Consider the following 25,593-nt stretch of genomic DNA (forward strand, 5'->3'; position numbering starts at 1 on the left):
AGATATAAATACAAGTTATGTTAATAAAGTTTAAAAGGAGGTGGATAATTATTTTAATTATCTACTTTTTTATTTATGAATTCAATATTTAAATGCTAATTCTAGTAATATTATGTAAATCAATAAAATATGAAAAAATAAATGATTTAATTGCTTTAAAATGTTATAATCATTAGACGTAATGTTAATATTGATATGTAGAGGATAAATGCGAAGATTTCAAGTATCAATTGTCAATTTTAAAAAAGTGGGTGTTTAAATGTCAAATAACAGATTTTTACCAATCAGTAAAGAAGATATGCAAGAACGTGGATGGGAACAATGTGATTTCATTATAGTAACAGGGGATGCCTATATAGATCATCATAGTTTTGGAACAGCAATTATTTCAAGAGTATTAGAAGATGCAGGATATAAAGTTGGTATAATCCCACAGCCAGATTGGCATAGTACAGACGATTTTATGAAGCTTGGAAGACCAAGGCTTGCTTTCTTAGTTAATGGTGGGAATATGGACCCTATGGTTAACCACTATACTGTAAGCAAGAGAAGAAGGGAAAAAGATCTTTATACTCCTGGTGGAAAAATGGGAGCAAGACCAGATAGAGCCACAATAGTTTATTGTAATAAAATAAGAGAAGCTTATAAAAATATAAATATTGTTATAGGTGGACTTGAAGCAAGTTTAAGAAGATTAGCTCACTATGATTATTGGGATAATAATGTAAGAAATTCAATACTTATAGATAGTGGAGCAGATCTTATAACATATGGAATGAGTGAAAAGCAAATTGTAGAAGTTGCAAATGCTTTAAATGATGGATTTGAAGCAAAATACATAAGACATATAAATGGAACTACATATACTATAGATTCATTAGATGAAATTTATGGTGATTATAAGTTGTTACCTTCAAGAGAAGAAGTTACAAAAGATAAAATGAAATATGCAGAGGCTTTTAAAATACAATATGAAGAACAAGATCCTGTAAGAGGAAAAGTTTTAGTACAAAAGCATGGTGATAGATATGTAGTTTGTAATACTCCAGAAATGCCTCTTACAAGAGAAGAGTTAGATAAGGTTTATGGACTTCCATATACTAAAGAATGTCATCCTATATATGATGAATTTGGTGGAATTGCAGCTTTAGAAGAAGTAAAATTTAGTATAGTAAGCTCAAGAGGATGTTTTGGTAATTGTTCATTTTGTGCAATTACATTCCATCAAGGAAGAGCAGTTCAAAGTAGAAGTGAATCATCTATATTAGATGAAGCTGTTGAAATAACTAATCTTAAAGATTTTAAGGGATATATACATGATGTTGGAGGTCCAACTGCAAACTTTAGAAAACCAGCTTGTAAAACACAGCTTACTATAGGTGCATGTAAGAGTAAACAATGTTTAACTCCAAAGCCATGTAAAAACTTAATAGTAGATCATAGTGAATTCTTAGGATTACTTAGAAAAATAAGAAAGCTTCCTAAAGTAAAGAAAGCATTTGTTCGTTCAGGATTAAGATATGACTACATAATGGCGGACAAAGATGATACTTTCTTTAGAGAACTTGTTGAACATCATGTAAGTGGACAATTAAAAGTTGCTCCAGAGCATGTTGCAGCTAATACTTTAAAATATATGGGTAAGCCTTCAGGTGATACTTATGATAGATTTAGAGAAAAGTTCTTTAAGATTAACAAGCAATTAGGTAAGGAACAATACTTAATTCCATACCTAATGTCAAGCCATCCAGGTAGTGGATTAAATGAAGCTATAGAATTAGCTGAATATTTAAGAGATACAAAATATCAACCAGAGCAAGTTCAAGACTTTTATCCAACACCAGGAACATTATCAACAGCTATGTTCTATACAGGAGTAGACCCTATAACTGGTAAAGAAGTATATGTTCCAAAGACAAGAGAAGAAAAAGCTATGCAAAGAGCACTTCTTCAATTTAAAAATCCTAAGAATTACAATTTAGTTCATGATGCATTAGTTAAAGCAGGAAGAGAAGACTTAATAGGAAATGGTCCTAAGTGCTTAATAAAATCAAAAGCAGATAGGTATATAGCTAAGATGAAAAAGGAAGAAGCAATAGCTAGAGGTAGTTCTAATAGAGGTAAACAAGGATCTAAGTCAAAATCAGCTTCAAAAATGAATAATAAATCAAATTCAAAGTCTACAAATAACAAATGTGCGGCAAAAGAAAAATTTGGAGATTTTAAAGGTAAAGGACCAAAGTCAAGAAGTAGCAAGAGCAATAGTAGAAAAGGTAGATAAAATTAAACTACTACAATAATCCTATAGCCAAAGGGGAAGAAGTAAATGAAAAAGAGTTTTAGGATAGATGAATTCATATTAAAATATCCACAGGTAGAAGAGATAATAAAAGAAAATAATATAGACATCGAAGTTTTAAAAGATATTTATAATGATTTCGTAGATTATGAAGTTTCTTATGAGAATCAAGCAGACTTTATATCTAATATTTTACGTTCTCAGCCAATGATTCATTCAGTGAAATCAAGAATAAAAGATCCAGATAGATTAATTGAAAAAATCATAAGAAAAACTGAAGATAGAAAATTAAAATATGGTGAAGACTTTCAATTTACTTTAGATAATTATAAAAATGAAATAAATGATTTAATTGGAATTAGAGTTATACACATATTTAAAGATCAGTGGCAGGATATTCATGAATTTATCACTAAGACTTGGAAGGTTATAGAGGTTACTGCAAATGTTAGAGAAGGAGATAATACTAAGAAGTTTGAAGAATTAGATATTGAGGTTAGATCAAGAATATCAGGATATAGATCGGTCCATTACCTAGTTGAGTTTTATCCAACTAACGAAAAAGTTATAGCTGAAATTCAAGTTAGAACAATATTTGAAGAAGGTTATGGTGAAATAGATCATAGACTTAGATATTCTCACGTAGAAATACCAGAAATATTAAAGTCAAATCTCCTTTTATTTAATAGAATTGCAGGAAGTGCTGATGAAATGGCTTCTTTGATAAATGATTTAAGTAAAGAATGGTTTAATAAAGAAGAAGAATTTTTAAATGTAATAAAAAAGCAACAGGAAGAAATAGAAAGATTAAAAAGTTTAAAATAGAAAAGGGGCAGATTTAATAATTCAAATCTGCCTTTTTTGAAATAGAAGAAGATTTTTTTCTTAATTTTTTCATTCTTTCACCATTTTGCTTCGTAAAATATTACAGATTATATATTGACTAAACATAGATAATAATCTATATTTAAATGTGTTATAAATAGATAAGTATCTATATATTATATAAATTATATATAGATACTTGTCTATGTAAGGAGGGTGTAATGATTAAAAACTATGAGAAGAATATAAAAATATTTAAAGCACTAGGTGAAATAAATAGAGTTAAGATAGTAGATATGTTATCTACAGGGGAAAAATGTGCTTGTATAATCTTAGAAAATTTTCATTTTACCCAACCAACATTATCACATCATATGAAGGTTTTGATGGATTGTGGAGTAGTGAAATGTAGAAAAGAAGGAACATGGATGTATTATAGTTTGGATATAGAATCATGTGACGAACTTATGAGATTTTTGAATAGTATTTTAACTAATAATCAAAGATGTATATGTAGTTCAAAGTGCATTGATAAGAATGAATAATTTTTAATATGGAGAGAAATATGAAAAAGGTTGATTTAACTAAAGGTAATGTGTTAAAGGTATTAATAGCCTTAGCAATACCTATAATAGGTAGTTCTCTATTACAATTTACTTATAACTTAATAGATATGTTATGGGTAGGGGGATTAGGTAGTGATGCAGTAGCAAGTATAGGATCTTCTAGCTTTTTTATTGGACTTGGATATTCAATTAATGCTTTTGTTATCATAGGGACAGGAATAAAGGTTGCACACTCTATAGGGAAAAAAGATAATAAAGCGGTAGAAGAGTATATATCTAATGGAGTAATATTAAATGGAGCTGTCAGCTTAATATATTGTTTAGTATTAATCTTTTTTGGAAAGAACTTTATACAGTTTTTAAATTTAGGTAATACTATAGTTGAAAAACAAGCATATATTTATTTAGCTATAAGTTCGCCAATGCTTTTCTTTTCATTTTTCAATACATTATATATCAGAATTTTTAATAGTTTTGGTGTTAATAAAAGTGCTCTTAATATAAGTGCAGTAGGAGTAGTTATAAATATGATTCTAGATCCTCTATTTATATATGGTATTGATCTAGGAGTTACAGGTGCTGCTCTTGGAACATTAATAGCAAATGGAATTATGTTTATATTATTTATAATAAAGGCAAGGAACTTATTTAGTATTAATTTTAGAAATGGATTGGATTATAAGAAGATTAAAGAAATAACTATTTTAGGACTTCCTATGTCTTTTCAAAGAGTATTATTTACTTTAGTAAATATAATTTTAGCTAGATTAATAGGAGGATTTGGTTCAGATGCAATAGCAGCTCAAAAAATAGGTCTACAAATAGAATCTATAGTTTATATGGTTGTAGGTGGATTAAATGGAGCTATTGCTGGTTTTGTTGGACAAAATTACGGAGCTAAAAAGTATACCAGAATAAACAAAGGATATAATACTGCAATAGGAATAGGGATGATTTATGCTTTATTTGTAAGTATAATATTTATATTTGTTCCAGAGGTATTAGTAAAGATATTTATTAGAGAAAATAATACTATTGTAATTGCAAGTGATTATTTAAGAATAATAGGATTTTCACAAATATTTGCAACTATAGAAATGATATCTAACGGTGTGTTTACAGGGCTTGGAGTTCCTAAAATACCAGCGCTTATAAGTATAATTTTTACTATACTTAGAATTCCACTAGCATTAGTGCTTACAAGATATATAGGAGTAAGTGGAATATGGTGGGGAATATCAATATCAAGTATTTTAAAAGGTTCTACAGCCTATATCATTTATAAATTTAGCATATGGAAGGAGTATAAAGATGTTAGATGTGATTAAATCACTTGAATATAGAAATAAATTATTAAGAGGAAATTTTGGAGTCGAGCGTGAGACATTAAGAGTAAATGAAAATGGTGGATTAGCTTTAACTAAGCATCCAGAAGTATTTGAATGCAAGATAAGTCATCCATATATAACTACTGATTTTTCAGAAAGTCAAATTGAGCTTATAACACCAACTTTAAATACTTTAGAAGAGGTTTATAGCTTTTTAAACTCTCTTTATGATATTACAGCATTAGAACTTAAGGATGAATATCTTTGGCCACAATCTATGCCATGTGATATTCCAGATGATGATTTAATACCTGTTGCAGATTATGGAAAGTGTGATACTGGCAAGGGAGCAAGTGATTATAGAAAAAAACTTTTGAAAAAGTATGGTGGAAAAAAGCAATTAATATCTGGAATACATTATAATTTTTCATTTAATGAAGAATTAATAAAAGATTTATACAAAGTGATTGGCAAAGAAGAAAGTTATAGAGATTTTAGAGATAATATCTATTTAAAGGTAGTTAGAAATTATCTAAGATACAGGTGGTTACTTATATATCTTTTAGGTGGAACAACTATTATGCATAAGACATTTGGAGAAAAATGTGTAGTAGATTTAAATAAGATAACAAATGATAGTTTTACTAATGATGGAGCCATATCTTATAGAAATAGTGAATGTGGGTACAAGAATCCTATAGATTTATATCCAGAATATACTTCAGTTAAGGATTATGTTTCAAGCGTATATAGATTTATAGATGATAAGCTTATAGATAGTCATAAAGAGTTATATACACAAATAAGACTAAAAGCAATAGATAACACTAGATTTTTAGATTCATTATTAGATGATGGTATAAATTATCTTGAGATAAGAAGTATAGATATAAATCCATTTAATAAGGCTGGAATATCATTAGATGATTTAAACTTTATAAATATATTTACTATATACTTACTTGTTAAAGAAGAAAGTGATTATAAGAACTGGCAAGAAGAAGCTCAAAATAATCAAAATATAATTTCTATGTATGGACAAATGGATGTAACTTTATATAAAGATGGGAAAACTATATCTAAAAATGATTGGGCTATTCAAATATTAAATGAAATTAAAAATATGAATAATGAGCTATGCTTAGGAAAAGAAGAAATAATTAATAGCATGATAGAAAAAGTATTAGATCCTAAATTAACTTATGCGGCCAGAATTTCTGAAATGGTAAAGGAAGAAGGATTTATAGAAAGTCATTTAAAATTAGCTAAAGAATATCGAGAAGATGCTTATAAAAATAGATTTAAATTAGAAGGATTTGAAGACTTAGAGCTTTCAACTCAAATATTGATGAAGGAAGCTATGAAAAGAGGAATAAAGGTTGATGTAATAGATAGAAGTGAAAACTTTATTTCATTAAAGAAAGGTAATCATATTGAATATGTAAAGCAAGCAACTAAAACTTCAAAAGATAGCTATATAACAGTTTTAATGATGGAAAATAAAGTTGTTACAAAGGAAATTTTAAATAGAAATAATATAAAAGTTCCAAGTGGGTTTGAGTTCTTTTCTTTAGAAGATGCTATAGAAAATATTAAAAGATTTGTTGATAAACCTATAGTAGTAAAACCAAAGTCAACTAACTTCGGAATTGGTATATCAATATTTAAGGATGGAGCAAAGGAAGAAGATATCAAAGAGGCTTTTGAAATAGCTTTTGCAAGTGACAATACAGTTTTAGTTGAAGAATTTATTAAAGGAAAAGAATATAGATTTTTAGTAATAGGAGATAAAGTGCCTGGAATTCTTCATAGAGTGCCAGCAAATGTTATTGGAAATGGCAAAAGTACAATTAAAGAACTTGTTGAAGAAAAAAATAAAAGTTCACTTAGAGGAAAGGGCTATAAAACTCCATTAGAAAAAATAAATTTAGATGATCATGCAAAGTTATTCTTAAAACAAGAAGGAAAAGACTTTGACTATATTCCTAATGAAGATGAAATTGTATATCTAAGAGAAAACTCAAATATTAGTACAGGTGGAGATAGTATAGATTATACAGATTTAATACCACAAAGGTTTAAAGATATAGCTGTAGAATCAGCAAAATCAGTTGGTGCGAATATTTGTGGTGTTGATATGATGATAGAAGACTATAGTGATGAAAATTCAAGCTATGCAATAATTGAACTTAATTTTAATCCTGCAATTCATATACATTCATATCCTTATAAAGGAGAAGAAAGAGAAATTGCAAAGGAAATACTAAATACTCTTGAATTATTAAATAAATAGATATCAAATAAAAAGAACTTTTCTTAACTAAATTGTTGTAGAGAAGTTTTTTTATTTATTTTGGTACATTTACAAAAATATTAACTAGTTATTGTAGATTACTTTGACAACTGCAAAATATTTCATTAATGGATACATATAGATTGTTAGTCTTTGAGTAATGTATATAAGAATAGATATATTAAAGAATAATATTAAATAGATTAATGGTAATATTAGAAAGAGAAAGTATGTATAAATATTATATAAATATGGAAATACAATAAGAAAATATAGTAAAATAAACTGATAGAGAATATTTATTTTACTTTATATCTCCAAGGTTTAAATGATAGATTTAAGCGATATAAAAGGAATGAGGAGTGATAATGATGCAATATAGTATTAATAAAGAATACGTATTAAATACTGCTAAAAGAATATTGGAGTTTGATAGTCCAACAGGATTTTGTTTTGATATTATTAAGGTGATTGAGGAAATTTCAAAGAGTTTTGGATATAAGTTTGAAACAACGAACAAGGGATGTGGAATAATAACAATACCAGGAAAAAGTAATGATAAAGTTATAGGACTTGCAGCTCATGTAGATACATTAGGAGCAATGGTTAGGTCTATTACTAATAATGGAACACTAAAGTTCACTTTGTTAGGAGGTCCAATTCCCCCAACTTTAGATAGTGAATATTGTAAGATAAGAACTAGAGATGGAAGAATATATACAGGAACATTTTTAAGTACAAGTCCAGCAGCTCATGTTTATCCGGATAGTAAGGAAAAGAAACGTGATCCAGAAAATATGGAAGTTAGAATTGATGAAAAGGTGCTTTCAAAAAAGGATGTTGAAGAGCTTGGAATATGTCCTGGAGATTTTATTTTTATAGATCCTAAAACAACAATAACTGAAAGTGGATTTATAAAATCAAGATTTATAGATGATAAAGGTAGCGTAGCTGCATTAATGGGATTATTAGAAATCTTTAATAGAGAAAAAATAACTCCTAAGTACACAACAAAGTTATTTGTTTCTATATATGAGGAAGTTGGGCATGGAGCCTCATATATTCCAAAGGATATAACTGAAATGATAGCAGTAGATATGGGATGTATTGGAGATGATTTAAGTTGTACTGAATATGATGTATCAATTTGTGCGAAAGACTCCGGTGGACCTTATGATTATAATATGGTTACATCTCTTATAGAATTGGCTAAAGAAAATGATATAAAATATGCAGTAGACATTTATCCTATGTATGGATCAGATGTAGGAGCTGCCTTAAGAGGAGGAAATGATATAAGGGGAGCACTTATAGGACCAGGGGTTCATGCTTCACATGGAATGGAAAGAACACACTATGAAGGATTAGAAAATACAATAAAGTTACTTGTAGCATATTTAATGAACTAAATAATATAAAAGTATAATTAAGTAAAAATTAAGGAAAACAATATTTAATTTTAAGAAAGATAGGGTAAAATAAAAGTCATCAACATATATAGCTTGGAGTGTAGATGAAATGGATAATATTCAAATAGTAATAGAATATTTTGCAAGATATGGCTTAATATTTTTATTTATAATTATATTTTTAGAATACTTAAATTTTCCGGGATTAGGAGCTGCTATAATAATGCCAGCTATAGGGATAGCTGTGGCAAAGTCAGGAATTAACTTTTTTGTAGCATTAGCAATATCTGTTTTGGCAGGTGCGTTAGCAAGCTACGTTTTATTTGGTATATCTTATTGGTTTGGAAAACCAATATTAACTAAGGTATACAATAAGTTTCCAAAGGCTCGGAAATCTATTGATAAGGTATGCTTTTACATAGAAAATTATGGGGACAAGGGAGTTTTAATAACTAGACTAATTCCAGTAGGAAGAACGTTAATACCTTTCGTTGCTGGAATGTTTAGAATGAATATAATAAATTTTTCTATTTATTCAACTATTGGTATAGCAATATGGAATGCAGTATTCATATATGCAGGATACGCTTTTGGAAGTTGGTTTATGTAAAGAAATAAAAGGTTGCTATAAAAAGAACATTTTACATAAGAGTGAATATATTATATTATAAATTAGCTTAAGGAGTGAGATATATGGTTTCAAGCGAACCAAATGAAAAAGCTTCGAAAAATGAGCTAGAAGAAAATGCAGAAGATAAAGTAGAAGTAAAGTGTTGTAATGATAATATATGTTTTATAGTTAATCCTTCTGATCCATTTACAATTCCCAAATTCATAGATAAATTGCTGATTCCTGAAACAGCAAAGCCTATATATGATACTAATAATGAGTATAAAGATAATGAAAAACATTATCATATTACTATGAAAGAAGCAGAACATTATTTTTCATCATATTTTCCACCAACCAAGATATGGGGATATAATGGATTATATCCTGGTCCAACAATAGAGGCATTTAAGAATATAAGTACCAATGTATTATGGGATAATAAATTGCCTGATAAGCATTTTTTGCCCTATGATACAACCTTGCATGGAACAGTAGATGACCCAGAAGGTAAAACTGTTGTTCATTTACACGGCGCAAAGGTTGAAAGTAGTAGTGATGGACATCCAGAAGCTTGGTTCACTAATGGATTTAAAGTTACAGGACCTGAGTTTACTAGAAAAGTTTACGAATATACAAATTATCAATCAGGGACTACACTATGGTATCATGATCATGCCATGGGACAAACAAGATTAAATGTATATGCAGGTCTTGCAGGTTTTTATATCCTTAGAGATTTATTAGAAGAAAGATTAAATTTGCCTAAGGGGAAATATGAAGTTCCTCTTTTAGTACAAGATAAATCATTTACTGAAGAAGGAGAATTATTTTATCCAGCAGCTCCACCATTTCCAGTTAGTGTATTTCCGTCAATAGTACCTGGATTCTTTGGGGATACAATAGTAGTAAATGGTAAAGTTTGGCCGTATTTAGATGTTGAGCCTCGTAAGTATAGATTCAGAATTTTAAATGCTTCAAATAGACGTCAATATATTATGAGACTTTCTAATAATGAAGAATTTATTCAAATAGGTACTGATGGAGGATTAATAGAAGAACCTGTTAACCTAACATCATTTAAGTTAATGCCAGCTGAAAGAATTGATATTATAATAGATTTTTCACAACATGTTGGAGAAAGAATTATATTAATGAATGACGATACTAATGCTGATATATCAGGAACTAATATGATTATGAGATTTAATGTTGTAAAGCCATTACAAGGCGAAGATACAAGCGTTGTTCCAAGTACTCTTAGAGTGGTACACCCACTAAATAAAGATTTAGTAAGAAGAAAAAGAAAAGTATCTTTTGGAGCTATGACTGATCGTTATGGTAGGCCTATGCTTATGATTGATAATATGACTTGGAGTGATCCTGTTACTGAGAAACCTGAACTTGATAGTATTGAAATATGGAATTTAATAAATCCAATGCCTCTGCCTCATCCAATTCACATCCATTTAATTCAATTTAAAATTCTTTGGAGAAGACCTTTTGATGTTGAGGCTTATAATAATACAGGTGAAGTAATTTATACTGGACCAAAAGAAGAGCCTCATGATTATGAAAGAGGATTCAAAGATACAGTAGATTCTGAGGCAGGAAAAGTAACTAGAATTATAATGCAATTTAAAGGTTATGCAGGTAATTATGTATGGCATTGTCATTTCTTAGAGCATGAAGACTATGAAATGATGAGACCTTTAAAAGTTGTAGAATGTAATTGTGTAAAATGATATAATAATGTTATCTAAAATAATTGGACAGTAGGTAGAGTATCTATCTACTGTTTTTTATAAAGTAAAGATAATGGGAGGATATATGTATACGAATATAATTTTTGATATTGGAAATGTATTATTAAGTTTCAATCCAAAAGAATATTTAAAAGAAAAGATAACAGAGGAAAAAATAGAGGATTTATATAGGGAAATTTTTCAAAGTGAAGAATGGGTTATGTTAGATAGAGGTACTATAACAGAAAATGAAGCAATTAATAAAATAATTGATAGGAATAGTAAGTATGGAGATGATATTAAATTAGTTTTTGAAGATTGGTATAATATATTAAAACCTATTGAAGAAACTATAGAAATTCTAAAAGATTTAAAGAATAATGGATATAAGATATTTTATTTATCTAATTTTCATTATTTAGCTTTTAAAGATGTGAAAAGGAAAAATAATTTTTTTGAGTTATTTGATGGTGGAGTAGTATCTTACGAAGAAAAGTTGATTAAGCCTGAAGAAGAAATATATAAGCTAATATTAAAAAGATATAATTTAATAGCAGAAGAATCTATATTTATTGATGATACAAAATTAAACATAGAGGGAGCAGAGAAACTTAGTATTAATACTTTATTATTTGAAACTCCACAAAAACTGAGAAGTGATTTAAAGAATTTAAATATAAATATTTAATAGGAACGATAGAAACTATATTTAAAGTTATTTTTAAGAATAGTTTCTATTTTTTATTTCTTTAGTTTAAAGTAATTATATAAATTTACGTTTATTAGGAGAAAAGTAATGAAATAATAAAAACTATATGTACTTACTTTTTTTAGGTTGTTTTCAAAACATCTTATTATAAATAACTAGCATTGTTAAAATTAGTGCTATGGGGTAAAATAAATAATACTATTTAATAACAGTAAATAGGTTTATTAGGAAATATATTTAAATAACAGTATTAAAAAAAGTGAGGTATTTTAATGAAGATAGATAAATTTGAGAATATGAATTTAAGTGAAGAAATTCTTAAGGCATTAAAGAATTTAGGATTTGAAAAGCCATCTGAAGTTCAACAAGAAGTTATTCCATATATATTAGATAAAAAGGATTTAGTAGTAAAATCTCAAACAGGAAGTGGAAAAACAGCAAGCTTTGGTATTCCTTTATGTGAATTAGTAAATGTGGAAGAAAATAAGGTGAAAGCTTTAATATTAGTCCCAACAAGAGAACTTGCAATTCAAGTAAAAGAAGATATATCAAATATAGGGAGATTGAAAAAAGTTAGGTGTGCGGCCATTTTTGGAAAACAGCCTTTTAATGAACAAATAAGAGAGCTGAAGCAAAGAGTACATATAGTATGTGGAACTCCTGGAAGGGTTATAGATCATATTGAAAGAGGAAATTTAAATACAAATGATATAGATTTTGTAATAATAGATGAAGCTGATAAAATGCTAAATATGGGATTTATAGATCAAATTAGAGATGTATTAGATAAGCTACCACAATCAAAAAATACAGCATTATTTTCAGCTACAATTCCAAAGGAGATAGAGGGATTATATTCAAATTATATGAATAATCCAGCTGTACTTAATATAAAATCAAAGGTATTTAACAGAGATAAAATTTCTGAAAAATATTTAAATGTAGATAGAGAAGAAAAGTTTAAGTATTTATTAAAATCACTTTATGCATTTACAGATGAATCAGCAATAATTTTCTGTAATACTAAGGATTCAGTTAGAAATTTAAGTTCTTTATTGAAGAAAGAAAAAATTAGTGTTAAGGAACTACATGGAGATATGGATCAAAAAGATAGATTAGCAACTATGGAGAATTTCAAAAATAAAGAATTTAAAGTACTTGTAGCTACTGATGTTGCAGCAAGGGGAATACATATAAACCATATAACTAATGTATTCAATTATGAAGTTCCAATGGAAAAAGAAAGTTATGTACATAGAATAGGAAGAAGTGGAAGAGGTGATAAAAAAGGACTTGCAATATCTTTAGTATCTAAAGGAGAAAGAAGATTTTTAAATGAAATCGAAGAATATATAAATTACAGCATAGAAGAAGCTAATCTTCCCGAATATGAAGAAATAATAGAAGGAAGAAAAAGATTTTTTGAAAGTCAAAAAAATGATTATAATAATAAAACAAATGTTAAGAAGAATATTCACAATGAAGTTACTAAGATACATATAACAGCAGGAAAAAAGAAGAAAATAAGAAATATTGATATAGTAGGTGCCTTTAGTAATCTAGAAGAATTAACAGGAGAAGATATTGGAATAATAGATGTTCAAGAGGGGCATTCTTTTGTTGATATTTTAAATGGTAAAGGTAATTTAATATTAAAAAGATATAAGGAAATAAAATTAAAGGGAAAAGTTGCTAAGTTAAGCAAAGCTAAAAATTAAAAGATATAATTCTTAATATTTATGTATATAAGAGAATGATTTGTAAAAGTTTAAAAAGCCTTTACGAGTCATTCCTTTATTTTATATTAGAATCAATGGTATTTGTAATTTATTAAAAATCTAATATAGTTTTAATTAAATAAGTTGTATCTAATATCTTTAAATATAAATTTAAAAAACTTGAATGGTATACACGAAAAATTGTATAATTATAGTAAGAAAAAATAATGAATTGGGATGTGAACAAATTGAAGCTTTCGAGAAAAATAGCAACACTGTTATTCTATTCCACATTATTACTATCAATTATTATTAGTTCAATATTCATATTTATAGTTTATAAACTAAAGGAAAATTCAGCAGAAATAATTATAAATTATAGATTAACACTATTTTTAATATTATTCTTATTAACATTAATAAATATAGGACTTTATCTGTTTTTTAATAAAAACATAATAAAAAGATTAGAATTAATAGAAAAATCCATGGGAAAATTGATAAGAACAACAGATAAAAAAAATAATAATTTTAAAGATGATGAAATAAGTAAGTTGGATGATGAAATCAATATAGTATTAGATAAGCTTATAAATACAGAAATTCATTTGCAGGAAGAGGAAAAAAATTATACAAATATATTAAATGCAATGTCTAATTCATTTTTCCATTTAAAAGCAATAATGAATAATGAAGGAGAGTATATAGATGGAGTTATTATAGATGTTAATTTTGCTGGAACAGAGCTATTAGGTCTTTCACAGGAAGATATCATAAATAATAAATTATCTGTTATATATCAAAATTTTTCTAGAGATAAAGATAAAATATTAGAAATTCTAACAAGAATAAAGGATTCAAAATCAGAGTGTATTGCACAAGAGATAAACATAGTAGATGATAAGTGGGGAGTTGTATCGGTGTACTCACTTAATAAGGGATATTTTTCAATAATAGTAAACGATGTTACTCAGATAAAAAAATATGCTGAGGATATGACTTATTTAGCTAATTATGATACTTTGACAAATTTATTAAATAGGCATAACTTGCTTGAATATTTAATAGAGTTAATAAGTAGAGATGAGAAGTTCAGCATTTATTTTATAGACCTGGATGACTTTAAAAATATAAATGATACTTTAGGACATAATACAGGAGATGAGATTTTAAGGGTTATAGCTGATAGATTAACAGGTTTATATTCTGATGATATAACTGTTGGTAGACTAGGCGGAGATGAATTTATAGTGGTTAAAAGAGGAGAAAGTTATTTAGATAATATAAATGACATAGCAGAGGAGACATTAAAACTTTTAAATAAAAATATTCAATTTAATAAATATAATTTTAGTTTAAAAGCAAGTATAGGAATAAGCTGCTATCCAGATCATGCTGAAGATGTATTTACTTTATTAAAGTATGCTGACATATCTATGTATAAAGGAAAACAAGAAGGTGGAAATAAATATAAGATATTTTCAGAAGAAATGTTAGAAGATTTAAATCTCGAAAGTAGATTGAGTAAGGCTATAGACAATAATGAATTTGAAGTGTATTACCAACCAATATATGATGTTAAATCTAAAAAGATAGTAGGCGCTGAAGCTTTAAGTAGATGGATTAGTCCTACTGGAATAATTTCACCAACAAAATTTATACCATTAGCTAAAAAAAATGGGGATATAATTAGGATAGATGAATTTGTATTAAAAGAATCATGTGAATTTTGTGAAAAAATGAGAAGCTTAACTGAAGAAGATTTTAAAGTTTCGGTAAATATATCATATACTGCTTTAAAGCAAATTAACTTTTTAGAAAGAGTTATGAGTATAGTAAATGAAAGTAATGTAAATCCTAATTTCATAAAGATAGAAATTACTGAAGATGAAATAATAGATAATATTGAGTCTACTGTAAAGATATTAAATAAATTAAGAAAACTTGGCTTTAATATAGCTTTAGATGACTTTGGAGTAGGATATTCTTCTTTTAATTATATAAAAACTTTACCATTAGATACTCTAAAGATAGATAGAAGTTTACTGATAAGTGTAGAAAATGACAAAAAAACATTTGCTATTATTAAAACTCTAATTAACTTAGCACATACTTTAGGTTTAGATGTTGTTTGTGAAGGAGTTGAAATGAAAAACCAGTTTGAATTACTTAAAAATATAGAGTGTGATAAAATTCAAGGGTATTATATAAGTAAACCTTTGAATTTAAATGATTTTTATAAACTTATATCAAATATTAATAATATAGAAACTTGTTTTAAAGAGGTAGCAGTGACAAATTAAATTTAAGTTTTAATTAAGTTAAAATTAATTTATTATAGAAAGAAGGTTCTTTATGAATATAGTAAAAAAAGATGGAAGAATTGAAAAATTTAATATTAGAAAAGTTAAAACTAGTATAGAAAATGCTGCAAGAGATTCTGGAACAATGGTAAACGAATCAGATTTAAACATACTAGTAAATGATGTTGAAAAAGTATTATTAAAGGTTAGAAAAGATTCCTTAGTTACTTCTAGTTATGAAGTAATAGGTACAATTTTTGAAATTTTAAAAAGAGATGGTTTTAATTCTATTTTAAGGGCTTATGTTGAATTTGATAAATAAAATATAACAGAGAAGAATTTAAGATGAATATAATAAATTCATTTATAGTTATTGTTATGATATAATTCAATTAACTTTAATTATAAACGGAGGATTACAAATGTATAAGTTAGTAGCTATGGATATGGATGGAACTTTACTTAGAGAAGATAAAAGTATATCTGACAGAACTAAGAAAGCTATCCAAGAAGCAAGAGACAAGGGAGTTACAGTAGTTTTAGCAACTGGAAGACCAATAGAAGGTGTTTCAAGATATTTAGAAGAATTAGATATGTTAACAGAAAAAGATTATGTGCTTAGCTATAATGGAGCTCTAGTTCAAAAAACAAAAAATAAAGAAGCAATAAATAAAGTAGCATTAAATGGTTCTGATTTACATTACTTAAAAAATTTAAGTGATGAATTAGGTGTAAATATTCATGCTTTCTGGGAAAAGAAAGGATTAATTACTCCTAAGAGTAGCAAATATACAGAAGTAGAAGCTCAAATTAATAATATAGAAATTCATGAAATGAATATAGATTCTATAGCAGATGATGAAGTTATGATAAAAATCATGATGATAGATGAACCTGAGATATTAGGACCAGCTATAGAAAAATTACCAAAAGAAGTATATGAAAAATATACTGTTGTAAGAAGTACACCATACTTCCTAGAATTCTTAAACAAAGATGCTAATAAAGGCCTAGGTGTAGAATTATTAGCAAAACATCTAGGAATAAAGAGAGAAGAAATAATAACATTAGGCGATGCAGGAAACGATGTTCATATGATAGAATATGCAGGACTTGGTGTAGCTATGGGCAATTCCTTTGATGAACTAAAAAAAATTGCAGATTATATTACAGACACAAACGAAAATGATGGAGTTGCAAAAGTAATAGAAAAGTTCATACTAGAGAATAATTAAAGAATTAAAGAATGAAAAAATTGTTGAAATAATCTAGCGGTAGCTAGATTATAAAATAAGAAGATTCTTAGGATTTTATCCTAAGAATTTTTTGTTTCTTATAATTAAGCTTTGCTGAATTATTTCCTTAACTCTTTCATTCCTTCATTTTTTCATTCCTCATGTTCTTTCATTATTTCATTTTTCCTCCGTATTTTTAACGAACTATTGTAAAACATAATCATATAACTATATATAATAGACAAATACAGAAAGAAGGATGATTATGTGTGGAATAACAGGATTTGTGAATTTTAAGGAAAACATTAAAGAGAATATTGGAACCTTAAAGGCTATGACAGATACACTAATTCACAGGGGACCGAATGCTGGAGGTACTTATATATCCAATAATATAATGTTTGGACATAGAAGACTTATTGTAGTTGATCCAGAGGGTGGAAAGCAGCCTATGAAAAAGGTTGTTAATGGAAAAGAATATGTACTTGTGTATAATGGAGAACTATATAATACCGAAGATTTAAGAAAAGAATTAATAAATGATGGATATATTTTTGAAGGATATTCAGACACTGAGGTATTACTTACTTCATACATTAGATGGGGATTGGATTGTATTAAAAAATTTAATGGAATATTTGCATTTGCAATTTATGATGAAAATGAAAAGAGAGTTGTACTTGCAAGAGATGTTATGGGAGTTAAGCCATTATTTTATACAATGAAAAATGGCACATTTATATTTGGTTCAGAAATAAAAGCTTTATTTAAGCATCCATATGTGGAACCAGTAGTAGACAAAGATGGTTTAACAGAACTATTTGCACTTGGACCAGCGGTAATACCAGGAACAACAGTATATAAAAATATTGAAGAAGTTAAACCAGCACAATATATAATTGTAAATGAAGATGGAATTAAGAAAGATATGTATTGGGAATTAAAAGCTGAAGAATTTAATGAAAGTGAAGAAGAAGCAGTAGAACATGTTAGAAGTTTACTTATTGATTCAATTGATAGACAATTAGTTGGGGATGTTCCACTTTGTACTTTCTTATCAGGTGGCTTAGATTCCTCAGCTATATCAGCAATAGCTGCAAAGGAATATAAGAAGAGAAATAAAACACTTACAACTTATTCAATAGATTATGAAGATAATGAGAAGTACTTTAAATCATCATTATTCCAACCAACATCTGACCAGCATTTTGCAGAGGTGATGGCTGAGTATATTGGTAGTGACCATAGAACTGTTGTATTAAATCATAGAGATTTAGTAAATGCATTAGATGATGCAGTGTTTGGAAGAGACTTACCAGGAATGGCAGATGTGGATTCGTCTTTATATTTATTTTGTAAAGAAGTTAAAAAAGATTTTGTTATAGCCTTATCTGGAGAATGTGCTGATGAATTATTTGGAGGATATCCATGGTTTACAAATGAAGAGATGATAAATTCCAATACCTTCCCTTGGTCTAGATTTATAGGCGAAAGAAAAGCAATATTAAGTCCAGATTTAAAGAATTTAAAGATAGAAGAAGTTGCACAAACTGCTTATAATGACACTTTAAAAGAAGTTCCTCATTTGAGTGGAGAAAGTAAGTTAGAGCATAGAATGAGGGAACTATTTTACTTAAATTTAAGATGGTTTATGGTTAATTTATTAAATAGAAAAGATAGAATGAGTATGGCAAATAGTTTAGAAGTTAGAGTTCCTTTTGCGGATTATAGATTAGTAGAATATGCATTTAATATACCATCAAATATAAAATTATTAGAGGGTAGGGAAAAAGGTTTGTTAAGAAAATCATTAGAAGGAATATTACCTGAATCTATAATATATAGAAAGAAGAGTCCATATCCTAAGACTCATAATCCAATATATACAGAGATGGTTTGTAATAAAATGACTAAAATATTGAATGATAAATCTTCACCTATTTTAGATATAATAGATAAAACAAAGGTAAAAGAAATAGTTGATACGCAAGGATCATCATATAAGACACCTTGGTATGGACAATTAATGACAGGACCACAAATGATAGCATATTTAATACAAGTGAATAATTGGTTAAAATCTTATAATGTAAAATTAATGTAATTTTATAAGAAGCAAAGACTATTTTAGGTTACTTAACAAAGATTAGGCATAAAATTAATATGTTTCATTAGTAACCATATAAAAGATAGAATTTTTAAATAGCAATTTATATAACTTAAAGTAAGCATCTTCCAAATTTAGTGTTGGGAGATGCTTATTATTTTTTATCTTTAATATTCTTGGGTTTTTATTAATTATATAAACAATCTGAAATGTTACTTTTATATATTAATTTAGCGTTTATTAAATTAATATAGAAATATTTAATTTTTTTGTTTCTTTTTCTAATTTATTTATAAATATATACGTAGTAAAATTTAATAAGGAATAGAAGGGGGAGAGATAATGGATAAGAAATTGAATTTAATTTTAGAGGAAATAATAAGTGACTTCAAAGATATAAAAGAGGTAGCAGCAATAAGTTTTGCAGGTTCTTCCACAGCAAAAAGAAATGATAATTTATCAGATATAGATATTGATATATTTACTTATTCTGATATTCCAATTGAAATAAGAGAAAAAATAGTTAGTAAGTATGCAAGCTATAAAGAAGTTGGAAATGATTATTGGGGGCAAGGAGATGAATTTATATTAAGGTATAATAATATTCCAATAGATATAGCTTATTTTGGAATGCCTTGGATAGAAGATGTAATAAATAATATATTAGTTAAAAATAATGCATCTGTAGGATATAGTACTTGTTTTTGGCATAATATTAAAAATTCAAATATAATTTTTGATAGAGAGGGAAGATTAAGTAAATTAAAAGAAAGTACAAAGTGTAAATATCCTAGTAAGCTTAAAGAAAATATTATAGAAAAGAATTATCCTTTATTAAAAAACAATATATCTTCTTACTATAACCAAATAAGTAAGGCGATAAAAAGAGGGGATTTAAATAGCATTAATCATAGATTATCAGGATTTTTAGCAAGCTATTTTGATATAATATTTGCAATTAATGAAATTCCACATCCAGGAGAAAAACGGTTAATAAATATAATTAAAAATACATGTGATAAGATACCTAGAAATTTTGAAGAGGATATAAATAATATTTTAAAATTATCTGGAAGCATAGATAATGATTTATTATTGTATTTAGATTCACTTATAAATAATTTAGATAACATTATATAAGAATAAATAAATATACTTGATAAAAATAATATTGAATAATAGATTTTTATACACATTATAAAAAATACTTGGATAAACTAAATTAGGTATTCAAGTATTTTTTTGTATAAATTTGTATATGAATATAAAAATCAAGGAAATAATGAAATAAATATTAAAATATAGTTATAAAAATGTAAGTGAGGGCAAGATGAAAAACTTAAAATTTATATTTTTATTTATTATTCCATTTTTTACTTCTACAGCATGTGACGTAAAAATGAAAGAACTTGAAGAAATAGATATTTATTTCTTTAATGTTGGTAAGGCAGATAGTATTCTAATTAAAAGTAATGAAGTTAATATTTTAATTGATACAGCAAGAGATGAAAATGGAGAATATATAGTAAAAAGATTAAAGGATTTAGACGTTAAAAAATTAGATTATATGATAATAACACATATTGATAAAGATCATGTTGGTGGAGCAGATAAAATATTAGAAAAAATAGAAACAGAGAAAATTTATACATCTTATATAAATGAAGAAAAAAAACAGTATAGAGAAATGGTAAATGTGGCAAATAAAAAAAGTATAGAAATAAAAAAGGTTGAATTAGAAGAAAAAATATTTGATGGCGATTTAAAAGTAAAAGTTATAGCTCCAAAGAAGAATTATTTCAATGAAAATGATAACTCCATAGTTCTAAGTGTAAAGTATGGAAAAAATAAATTTCTATTTGCAGGTGACATAGAAGAAAGCTCTACAGAAGATCTACTAAATGATTCAGAAATTAAGAATTATGATTTATTAAAAATTCCTCATCATGGTAGAAATAATGATTTTATGGCTGATTTTTTAGCTAAAGTTAAGCCTAATACTTCTATAATAACAACTGATAATGTTGAGCATAAGCCGAGTAAAAAGCTTAAAGAATCATTAAAGAATATAAAAAGTAATGTGCTAATTACAGGAGATGGAGAAATTCATGTTAATAGTAATGGTATTAAAATAAATGTATATAAAGAGGAAAGGGACTGATTTTAAATAGTCCCTTTTACATTAAATATCTAATTCCTATAGTTTTGTAATCTTTTATATATATTCTTGGAGCTCTTCTACCAATAAGACAAAGCACTTCATAACTTATTGTATTTGTTAATTTAGCAATATCATCTGCATCAAATTTAACATTTCCATCAGAGCCTAGTAATATAACTTCATTTCCAAGGGGAACATTTTCTATATCAGTAATATCAACCATAAATTGATCCATACAAACATTACCTATAATAGGGGCTAGTTGACCGTTTATAATGACTTTTCCTTTATTAGAAAGCCCTCTAGAATAACCATCTGCATAACCAACTGGTAAAGTTGCAACTACAGTTTTTCTACTAGTTTTAAAAGTTTGGCCATAACCTATATATTCATTTTCTTCAACTTCTTTTATATGAATGATTTTAGTTTTCCATGTTAAAACATGCTTTATATCAAAATGATTTTTATCAACTTCATCTGAAGGATAATAACCATATTGAATTATTCCAGGTCTTACATAATCATAATGGCTTTCTGGTAAATCAATTATAGCAGCACTATTAGATAAATTCTTTTTATTTATATAAACCCCAGCTTCTTGAAGTTTATCCAAGAAAGTATTATATATTTCAAGTTGCCTCAAAGAATAACTTTTGTCTTTAGAATCAGCAGTAGAAAAATGAGAAAAAATACTTTCAATTTTGAGATTACTTAATTTAGAAATGTTTATTATATCTTCTAAACCTTTATCATTTTTTCTAAAACCAATTCTACCCATTCCAGAATCCATAGCTATATGAATATAAACAGTTTTATTTAAAGCTTTTGCTTTATTATTAAGATTCATAGCAAATTCATAAGTTGATATTGTTGGTTCAACATCATATTCAAGTAGTGCATCTATTGCATAATCTTCACTAATTCCAAGGAGCATTATAGGAGCTTTAATTTCATTTTCTCTAAGCTCAATTGCTTCAACTATATTAGCAACTGCAAGCCTATTAATGCCGTGATTAAGTAAAACTTTTGATATTTCTACTGCACCATGCCCATATGCATTTGCCTTTACGACTCCAATTATTTCACTATTACTAGATTTTTTCTTTATTTGATTTATGTTATATATTAAATTATTTAAATTAATTTCTGCCCAAATTGGATGTAATAAATTCATATCTAAATCCTCGCTATCATTGACTTATTAGTAATACCACTGATACTATTATATACATAAACTGATTCTTTGATAAGTGTCAGTTTAGATTAATTTAGCAAGGTCAGTTTTATAAATATAAAAGGAGATAATATGGAATTTATTAATATTAATTTAGATCAAAACAGTAGAGTTCCTTTATATATACAATTATATGATTTTATAAAAAAGGAAATTCAAAGTGGTAGGTTAGAATCAAATAGCAAGCTACCATCAAAGAGAAAGCTTTCTAAGCATTTAGAAATTAGCCAAAATACAATAGAATCAGCATATGAACAACTTATTACAGAAGGATATATAATATCAAAACCTAAAAGAGGATATTATGTATCAGAGCTTCAAGGAGTAATAAATATTAGCCAAATTAATGATAAAGATGATAATAAAAAAGTAGTTAGAAAAAAGTATAAATATGAGTTTTTTTCAAGTAGAGTGGATTTAGAAAGCTTTCCTTATGCAACATGGAGAAAAATAAATAAAGATATAATAAATGAGGAAAATAAAAATTTATTACAAATAGGCCATTCTCAAGGAGATAGAAATTTAAGGGAAGCTATTTCTAATTATTTAAGGTTTTCTAGGGGAGTTAATTCAACTGCTGATAATATAGTTATTGGAGCAGGAACAGAGTATTTAGTTCAAATATTAATAAATATTTTAGGTAGTGATAAGAGTTATGGTATGGAAGAGCCAGGTTATTATAAAATAAGAAAAATATTAAAGACACATAAAATAGAAGCTAACCCTATAAATATAGATGGTCAGGGTATAAGTATAGAAAATCTTAATAATAGCAATGTAGATATAATTCATATAACACCATCTCATCAATTTCCTACAGGAGCTATAATGCCAATAAGTAGAAGAATGCAACTTTTATCTTGGGCAAATGAAAAAAGTAATAGATATATAATTGAAGATGATTATGATAGTGAGTTTAGATTTGAAGGTAAACCAATACCTGCACTTCAAAGTTTAGATACTATGGAGAAGGTCATATATTTAGGAACTTTTTCTAAATGCTTTGCACCTTCAATTAGAATAGGATATATGGTTTTACCTAATGAATTAATTAAAATATATAGAAAGAATTTTAGTTTTCTTACTTGCACAGTTTCAAGGATAGATCAACAATCTTTATTTAGATTTATGGAGGATGGGTATTTTGAAAGACATCTAAACAAAATGAGAAATATATATAAGAAAAAAAGAGAGCTTTTAGTGTCATTAATAAAAAAATATCTTAAAGGAACTGAAATAATAGGTACTAACTCAGGTTTACATTTATTGTTAAAGGTTAATAATGGAATGACAGAAGAGCAATTAATTGAAAAAGCAGATAAGAAAGAAATAAAGATATTAGGTTTATCTAATTCATATTCTAATATGAAAATTAATACAAGTGTAGTTTTTTTAGGGTATGCTAGTTTAACTAATAAAGAAATAGAAGAAGCAGTAATATTATTAAAAGAAGCCTGGGAACTATAATAAATAAGTGATTAATAAAATAATATATAGACATAATAATATAAGCGGATAAAATACTCATTTGTAAGGAGCATGTATTATGTCTTATATTAATTTTAAAGAAGAAGTATATAAAGCTAAAATACAATTCGAAAATAGAACTAAAAATAATGAGAGATTATTTAATCAAATTAAGAAAGATAAAAATATATCTAGTAATTATATTCCAAATGAAAAGTATAGTTTTAAAGAGTTTAATAGCAGTATTTTAGGTGGAGGGCATCCTAAAAGTGAAGATGAATTTCAGGAGATAAGTTATACAGATATAATTTGTACAAAATTTATAAATTGCAAATTTTCCAATATAAAATTTAAGGGATGTAAGTTTATAGGATGCTATTTTATAAATTGCGACTTCATAGGTGGGGGTGCAGTTTTTGATGAATGTATTTTTATTAAGCAAGAAAGTGATACGACACCTAATCTAAATAAGGAAGATAATTTTTCGTGTGAATTTAATGAATGTAATGTATATGCAAAATTCTTAAACTGTGATATAGGACATATCATTTTTAATAAGTGCAATTTAAGAAATACTAATTTTGAATTAAATGATATGACAAGTGGAATGATATTTAATTGTGATTTAAAGAAAATAATAATAATAGATACTGATTTATCTGGTGCTAAAATAGTAAATTCATATATAGAAGACTTAGAATTTAGGGATAAATATAAAAGTAAGTTAGATGAAAAAACATTTATAGATAAAATAAAATTAAGAAAGAAAAATAGAGATGAATATGAAGGTATATATACAGTATATGAGAATATAGCAGATAAATTTAAGGAAAATAACTTAGTTAATAATTTTGGTGAGTATTATTTTTTGTGTAGAAAAACACAAAGAAAGGTTTTAAAACCTATCCCAAGAATAATGTCATTTTTAGGATTAGTAACTTGTGGATATGGAGAAAGACCATTATATGCAGCATATTTTTCACTTTTTGTAATATTTGTATTTTCGATTTTATATTTGATTTTTGGAATAAAAGTAGATGAACAAATTGTTAGATATTCATTTTTAGAAAATGGTCATACATTTAGAGAATTTTTAAGGGATTATAACGAAAGCTTAAATTTAAGTGTAGGTATGTTTGCAGCAGTAGGACTTAATGAGGCTCAACCAGCTCCGATTTCTTATATGCTAAGTAATATAGAAATGTTATTAGGAGTCTTAATGATGGGAATAGGAACTGGAGCATTAGTAAAAAAGATAGTAAGATAAATATAGTTATAAATATAAGGAATATTATAAAATATAAAAGCTAAGTAGTTACTAGAAATAAATTTAAAGTACCTACATAATTAAGAGTAAGTAAAATATTCGAATAACAAGAGGTGTTTTTAACACCTCTTTTAGTTTTAAATTGACAATTTAAATTATTATCTAATTCTCTAAGTATTAATTTTGTATATCTTAAGCTACATTATCTATAAAATTACACATTGATCTTTATGAATTATTTTTTTTATTTAATATAGTTTTTTTCTATAGAGTGAGTACTTTTTCTATACATAATTTAATGACAATTCCTATAAAAT

General features: G+C 26.7%; 19 protein-coding genes. 18 read left to right on the forward strand and 1 reads right to left on the reverse strand.

Going from position 1 to position 25,593, the window contains the following annotated elements:
• The first annotated feature begins 259 nt into the window (after positions 1-259).
• The 16 genes from J2Z25_RS16810 (at position 260) to J2Z25_RS16885 (ending at position 21,308) form a co-directional block, all read left to right on the forward strand.
• Complete coding sequence (locus J2Z25_RS16810; protein ID WP_209741391.1) at positions 260-2,281, forward strand: YgiQ family radical SAM protein; 2,022 nt, start codon at positions 260-262, stop codon at positions 2,279-2,281.
• 45 nt (positions 2,282-2,326) lie between these two features.
• Entirely contained in the window at positions 2,327-3,124 is a 798-nt protein-coding gene (locus J2Z25_RS16815; RefSeq protein WP_008677122.1) for a RelA/SpoT domain-containing protein, read from the forward strand.
• A gap of 221 nt (positions 3,125-3,345) precedes the next feature.
• Positions 3,346-3,669 (forward strand): ArsR/SmtB family transcription factor, encoded by a 324-nt coding sequence (locus J2Z25_RS16820; protein WP_209741392.1) that lies wholly within the window; start codon positions 3,346-3,348, stop codon positions 3,667-3,669.
• 20 nt (positions 3,670-3,689) lie between these two features.
• Positions 3,690-5,018, forward strand: a complete 1,329-nt coding sequence (locus J2Z25_RS16825) for an MATE family efflux transporter (protein WP_209741393.1) — start codon at positions 3,690-3,692, stop codon at positions 5,016-5,018.
• Positions 5,002-7,311, forward strand: coding sequence for a bifunctional glutamate--cysteine ligase GshA/glutathione synthetase GshB (gshAB, locus tag J2Z25_RS16830; RefSeq protein WP_209741394.1), 2,310 nt, complete (start codon positions 5,002-5,004; stop codon positions 7,309-7,311). Before J2Z25_RS16825 ends, gshAB begins: the two co-directional genes overlap by 17 nt.
• 371 nt (positions 7,312-7,682) lie before the next feature.
• Positions 7,683-8,720 carry a M42 family metallopeptidase gene (locus J2Z25_RS16835; protein WP_209741412.1) on the forward strand — a complete coding sequence of 346 codons (1,038 nt, stop codon included), beginning with the start codon at positions 7,683-7,685 and terminating at the stop codon, positions 8,718-8,720.
• A 109-nt stretch (positions 8,721-8,829) separates the two neighbouring features.
• Entirely contained in the window at positions 8,830-9,330 is a 501-nt protein-coding gene (locus tag J2Z25_RS16840; RefSeq protein ID WP_008677133.1) for a DedA family protein, read from the forward strand.
• 83 nt (positions 9,331-9,413) lie between these two features.
• Positions 9,414-11,075, forward strand: coding sequence for a multicopper oxidase family protein (locus tag J2Z25_RS16845; protein WP_245173464.1), 1,662 nt, complete (start codon positions 9,414-9,416; stop codon positions 11,073-11,075).
• Positions 11,076-11,160: 85 nt separating this feature from the next.
• On the forward strand, positions 11,161-11,763 hold the full coding sequence (locus tag J2Z25_RS16850) for an HAD family hydrolase (protein WP_209741395.1): 603 nt from the start codon (positions 11,161-11,163) through the stop codon (positions 11,761-11,763).
• 293 nt (positions 11,764-12,056) lie between these two features.
• Positions 12,057-13,502, forward strand: coding sequence for a DEAD/DEAH box helicase (locus J2Z25_RS16855; protein WP_209741396.1), 1,446 nt, complete (start codon positions 12,057-12,059; stop codon positions 13,500-13,502).
• Between the two features lie 248 nt (positions 13,503-13,750).
• The gene (locus J2Z25_RS16860; protein WP_209741397.1) at positions 13,751-15,805 is read left to right on the forward strand and encodes a bifunctional diguanylate cyclase/phosphodiesterase; all 2,055 of its coding nucleotides are present in this window, start codon (positions 13,751-13,753) and stop codon (positions 15,803-15,805) included.
• A 52-nt stretch (positions 15,806-15,857) separates the two neighbouring features.
• A complete protein-coding gene (locus J2Z25_RS16865; protein WP_008677140.1) occupies positions 15,858-16,127 on the forward strand; it encodes an ATP cone domain-containing protein in 270 nt (89 codons plus the stop codon).
• A gap of 100 nt (positions 16,128-16,227) precedes the next feature.
• Complete coding sequence (gene yidA, locus J2Z25_RS16870) at positions 16,228-17,040, forward strand: sugar-phosphatase (protein WP_209741398.1); 813 nt, start codon at positions 16,228-16,230, stop codon at positions 17,038-17,040.
• Between the two features lie 265 nt (positions 17,041-17,305).
• On the forward strand, positions 17,306-19,144 hold the full coding sequence (asnB, locus tag J2Z25_RS16875) for an asparagine synthase (glutamine-hydrolyzing) (protein ID WP_209741399.1): 1,839 nt from the start codon (positions 17,306-17,308) through the stop codon (positions 19,142-19,144).
• A gap of 345 nt (positions 19,145-19,489) precedes the next feature.
• Positions 19,490-20,287: a DUF4037 domain-containing protein gene (locus J2Z25_RS16880; protein ID WP_209741400.1), complete on the forward strand. Its 798-nt coding sequence runs from the start codon at positions 19,490-19,492 to the stop codon at positions 20,285-20,287.
• Positions 20,288-20,477: 190 nt separating this feature from the next.
• A complete protein-coding gene (locus tag J2Z25_RS16885) occupies positions 20,478-21,308 on the forward strand; it encodes a ComEC/Rec2 family competence protein (protein ID WP_209741401.1) in 831 nt (276 codons plus the stop codon).
• Positions 21,309-21,324: 16 nt separating this feature from the next.
• Here the strand turns inward: J2Z25_RS16885 and alr are convergent, their stop codons facing one another.
• Complete coding sequence (gene alr, locus J2Z25_RS16890) at positions 21,325-22,482, reverse strand: alanine racemase (protein WP_209741402.1); 1,158 nt, start codon at positions 22,480-22,482, stop codon at positions 21,325-21,327.
• Between the two features lie 132 nt (positions 22,483-22,614).
• On the opposite strand from alr, the gene pdxR reads away from it, so the two are divergent.
• Both pdxR and J2Z25_RS16900 read left to right on the forward strand, forming a co-directional pair.
• Entirely contained in the window at positions 22,615-24,009 is a 1,395-nt protein-coding gene (gene pdxR, locus J2Z25_RS16895) for a MocR-like pyridoxine biosynthesis transcription factor PdxR (protein ID WP_209741403.1), read from the forward strand.
• A 79-nt stretch (positions 24,010-24,088) separates the two neighbouring features.
• Complete coding sequence (locus J2Z25_RS16900; protein ID WP_209741404.1) at positions 24,089-25,276, forward strand: pentapeptide repeat-containing protein; 1,188 nt, start codon at positions 24,089-24,091, stop codon at positions 25,274-25,276.
• Positions 25,277-25,593: the final 317 nt, after the last annotated feature.

Origin of the sequence: Clostridium tertium, assembly GCF_017873245.1 — a bacterium.
Taxonomy (GTDB): domain Bacteria; phylum Bacillota; class Clostridia; order Clostridiales; family Clostridiaceae; genus Clostridium; species Clostridium tertium.

What these genes read in the sequence shown, in the direction of transcription:
- gshAB (WP_209741394.1), top strand. Translation starts at nt 5,002, where the DNA reads ATGTTAGATGTGATTAAATCACTTGAATATAGAAATAAATTATTAAGA.
- J2Z25_RS16810 (WP_209741391.1), top strand. Translation starts at nt 260, where the DNA reads ATGTCAAATAACAGATTTTTACCAATCAGTAAAGAAGATATGCAAGAA.
- J2Z25_RS16835 (WP_209741412.1), top strand. Translation starts at nt 7,683, where the DNA reads ATGCAATATAGTATTAATAAAGAATACGTATTAAATACTGCTAAAAGA.
- J2Z25_RS16820 (WP_209741392.1), top strand. Translation starts at nt 3,346, where the DNA reads ATGATTAAAAACTATGAGAAGAATATAAAAATATTTAAAGCACTAGGT.
- J2Z25_RS16845 (WP_245173464.1), top strand. Translation starts at nt 9,414, where the DNA reads ATGGTTTCAAGCGAACCAAATGAAAAAGCTTCGAAAAATGAGCTAGAA.
- J2Z25_RS16900 (WP_209741404.1), top strand. Translation starts at nt 24,089, where the DNA reads ATGTCTTATATTAATTTTAAAGAAGAAGTATATAAAGCTAAAATACAA.
- J2Z25_RS16850 (WP_209741395.1), top strand. Translation starts at nt 11,161, where the DNA reads ATGTATACGAATATAATTTTTGATATTGGAAATGTATTATTAAGTTTC.
- yidA (WP_209741398.1), top strand. Translation starts at nt 16,228, where the DNA reads ATGTATAAGTTAGTAGCTATGGATATGGATGGAACTTTACTTAGAGAA.
- J2Z25_RS16880 (WP_209741400.1), top strand. Translation starts at nt 19,490, where the DNA reads ATGGATAAGAAATTGAATTTAATTTTAGAGGAAATAATAAGTGACTTC.
- alr (WP_209741402.1), bottom strand. Translation starts at nt 22,482, where the DNA reads ATGAATTTATTACATCCAATTTGGGCAGAAATTAATTTAAATAATTTA.
- J2Z25_RS16825 (WP_209741393.1), top strand. Translation starts at nt 3,690, where the DNA reads ATGAAAAAGGTTGATTTAACTAAAGGTAATGTGTTAAAGGTATTAATA.
- J2Z25_RS16815 (WP_008677122.1), top strand. Translation starts at nt 2,327, where the DNA reads ATGAAAAAGAGTTTTAGGATAGATGAATTCATATTAAAATATCCACAG.
- J2Z25_RS16885 (WP_209741401.1), top strand. Translation starts at nt 20,478, where the DNA reads ATGAAAAACTTAAAATTTATATTTTTATTTATTATTCCATTTTTTACT.
- pdxR (WP_209741403.1), top strand. Translation starts at nt 22,615, where the DNA reads ATGGAATTTATTAATATTAATTTAGATCAAAACAGTAGAGTTCCTTTA.
- asnB (WP_209741399.1), top strand. Translation starts at nt 17,306, where the DNA reads ATGTGTGGAATAACAGGATTTGTGAATTTTAAGGAAAACATTAAAGAG.
- J2Z25_RS16865 (WP_008677140.1), top strand. Translation starts at nt 15,858, where the DNA reads ATGAATATAGTAAAAAAAGATGGAAGAATTGAAAAATTTAATATTAGA.
- J2Z25_RS16840 (WP_008677133.1), top strand. Translation starts at nt 8,830, where the DNA reads ATGGATAATATTCAAATAGTAATAGAATATTTTGCAAGATATGGCTTA.
- J2Z25_RS16855 (WP_209741396.1), top strand. Translation starts at nt 12,057, where the DNA reads ATGAAGATAGATAAATTTGAGAATATGAATTTAAGTGAAGAAATTCTT.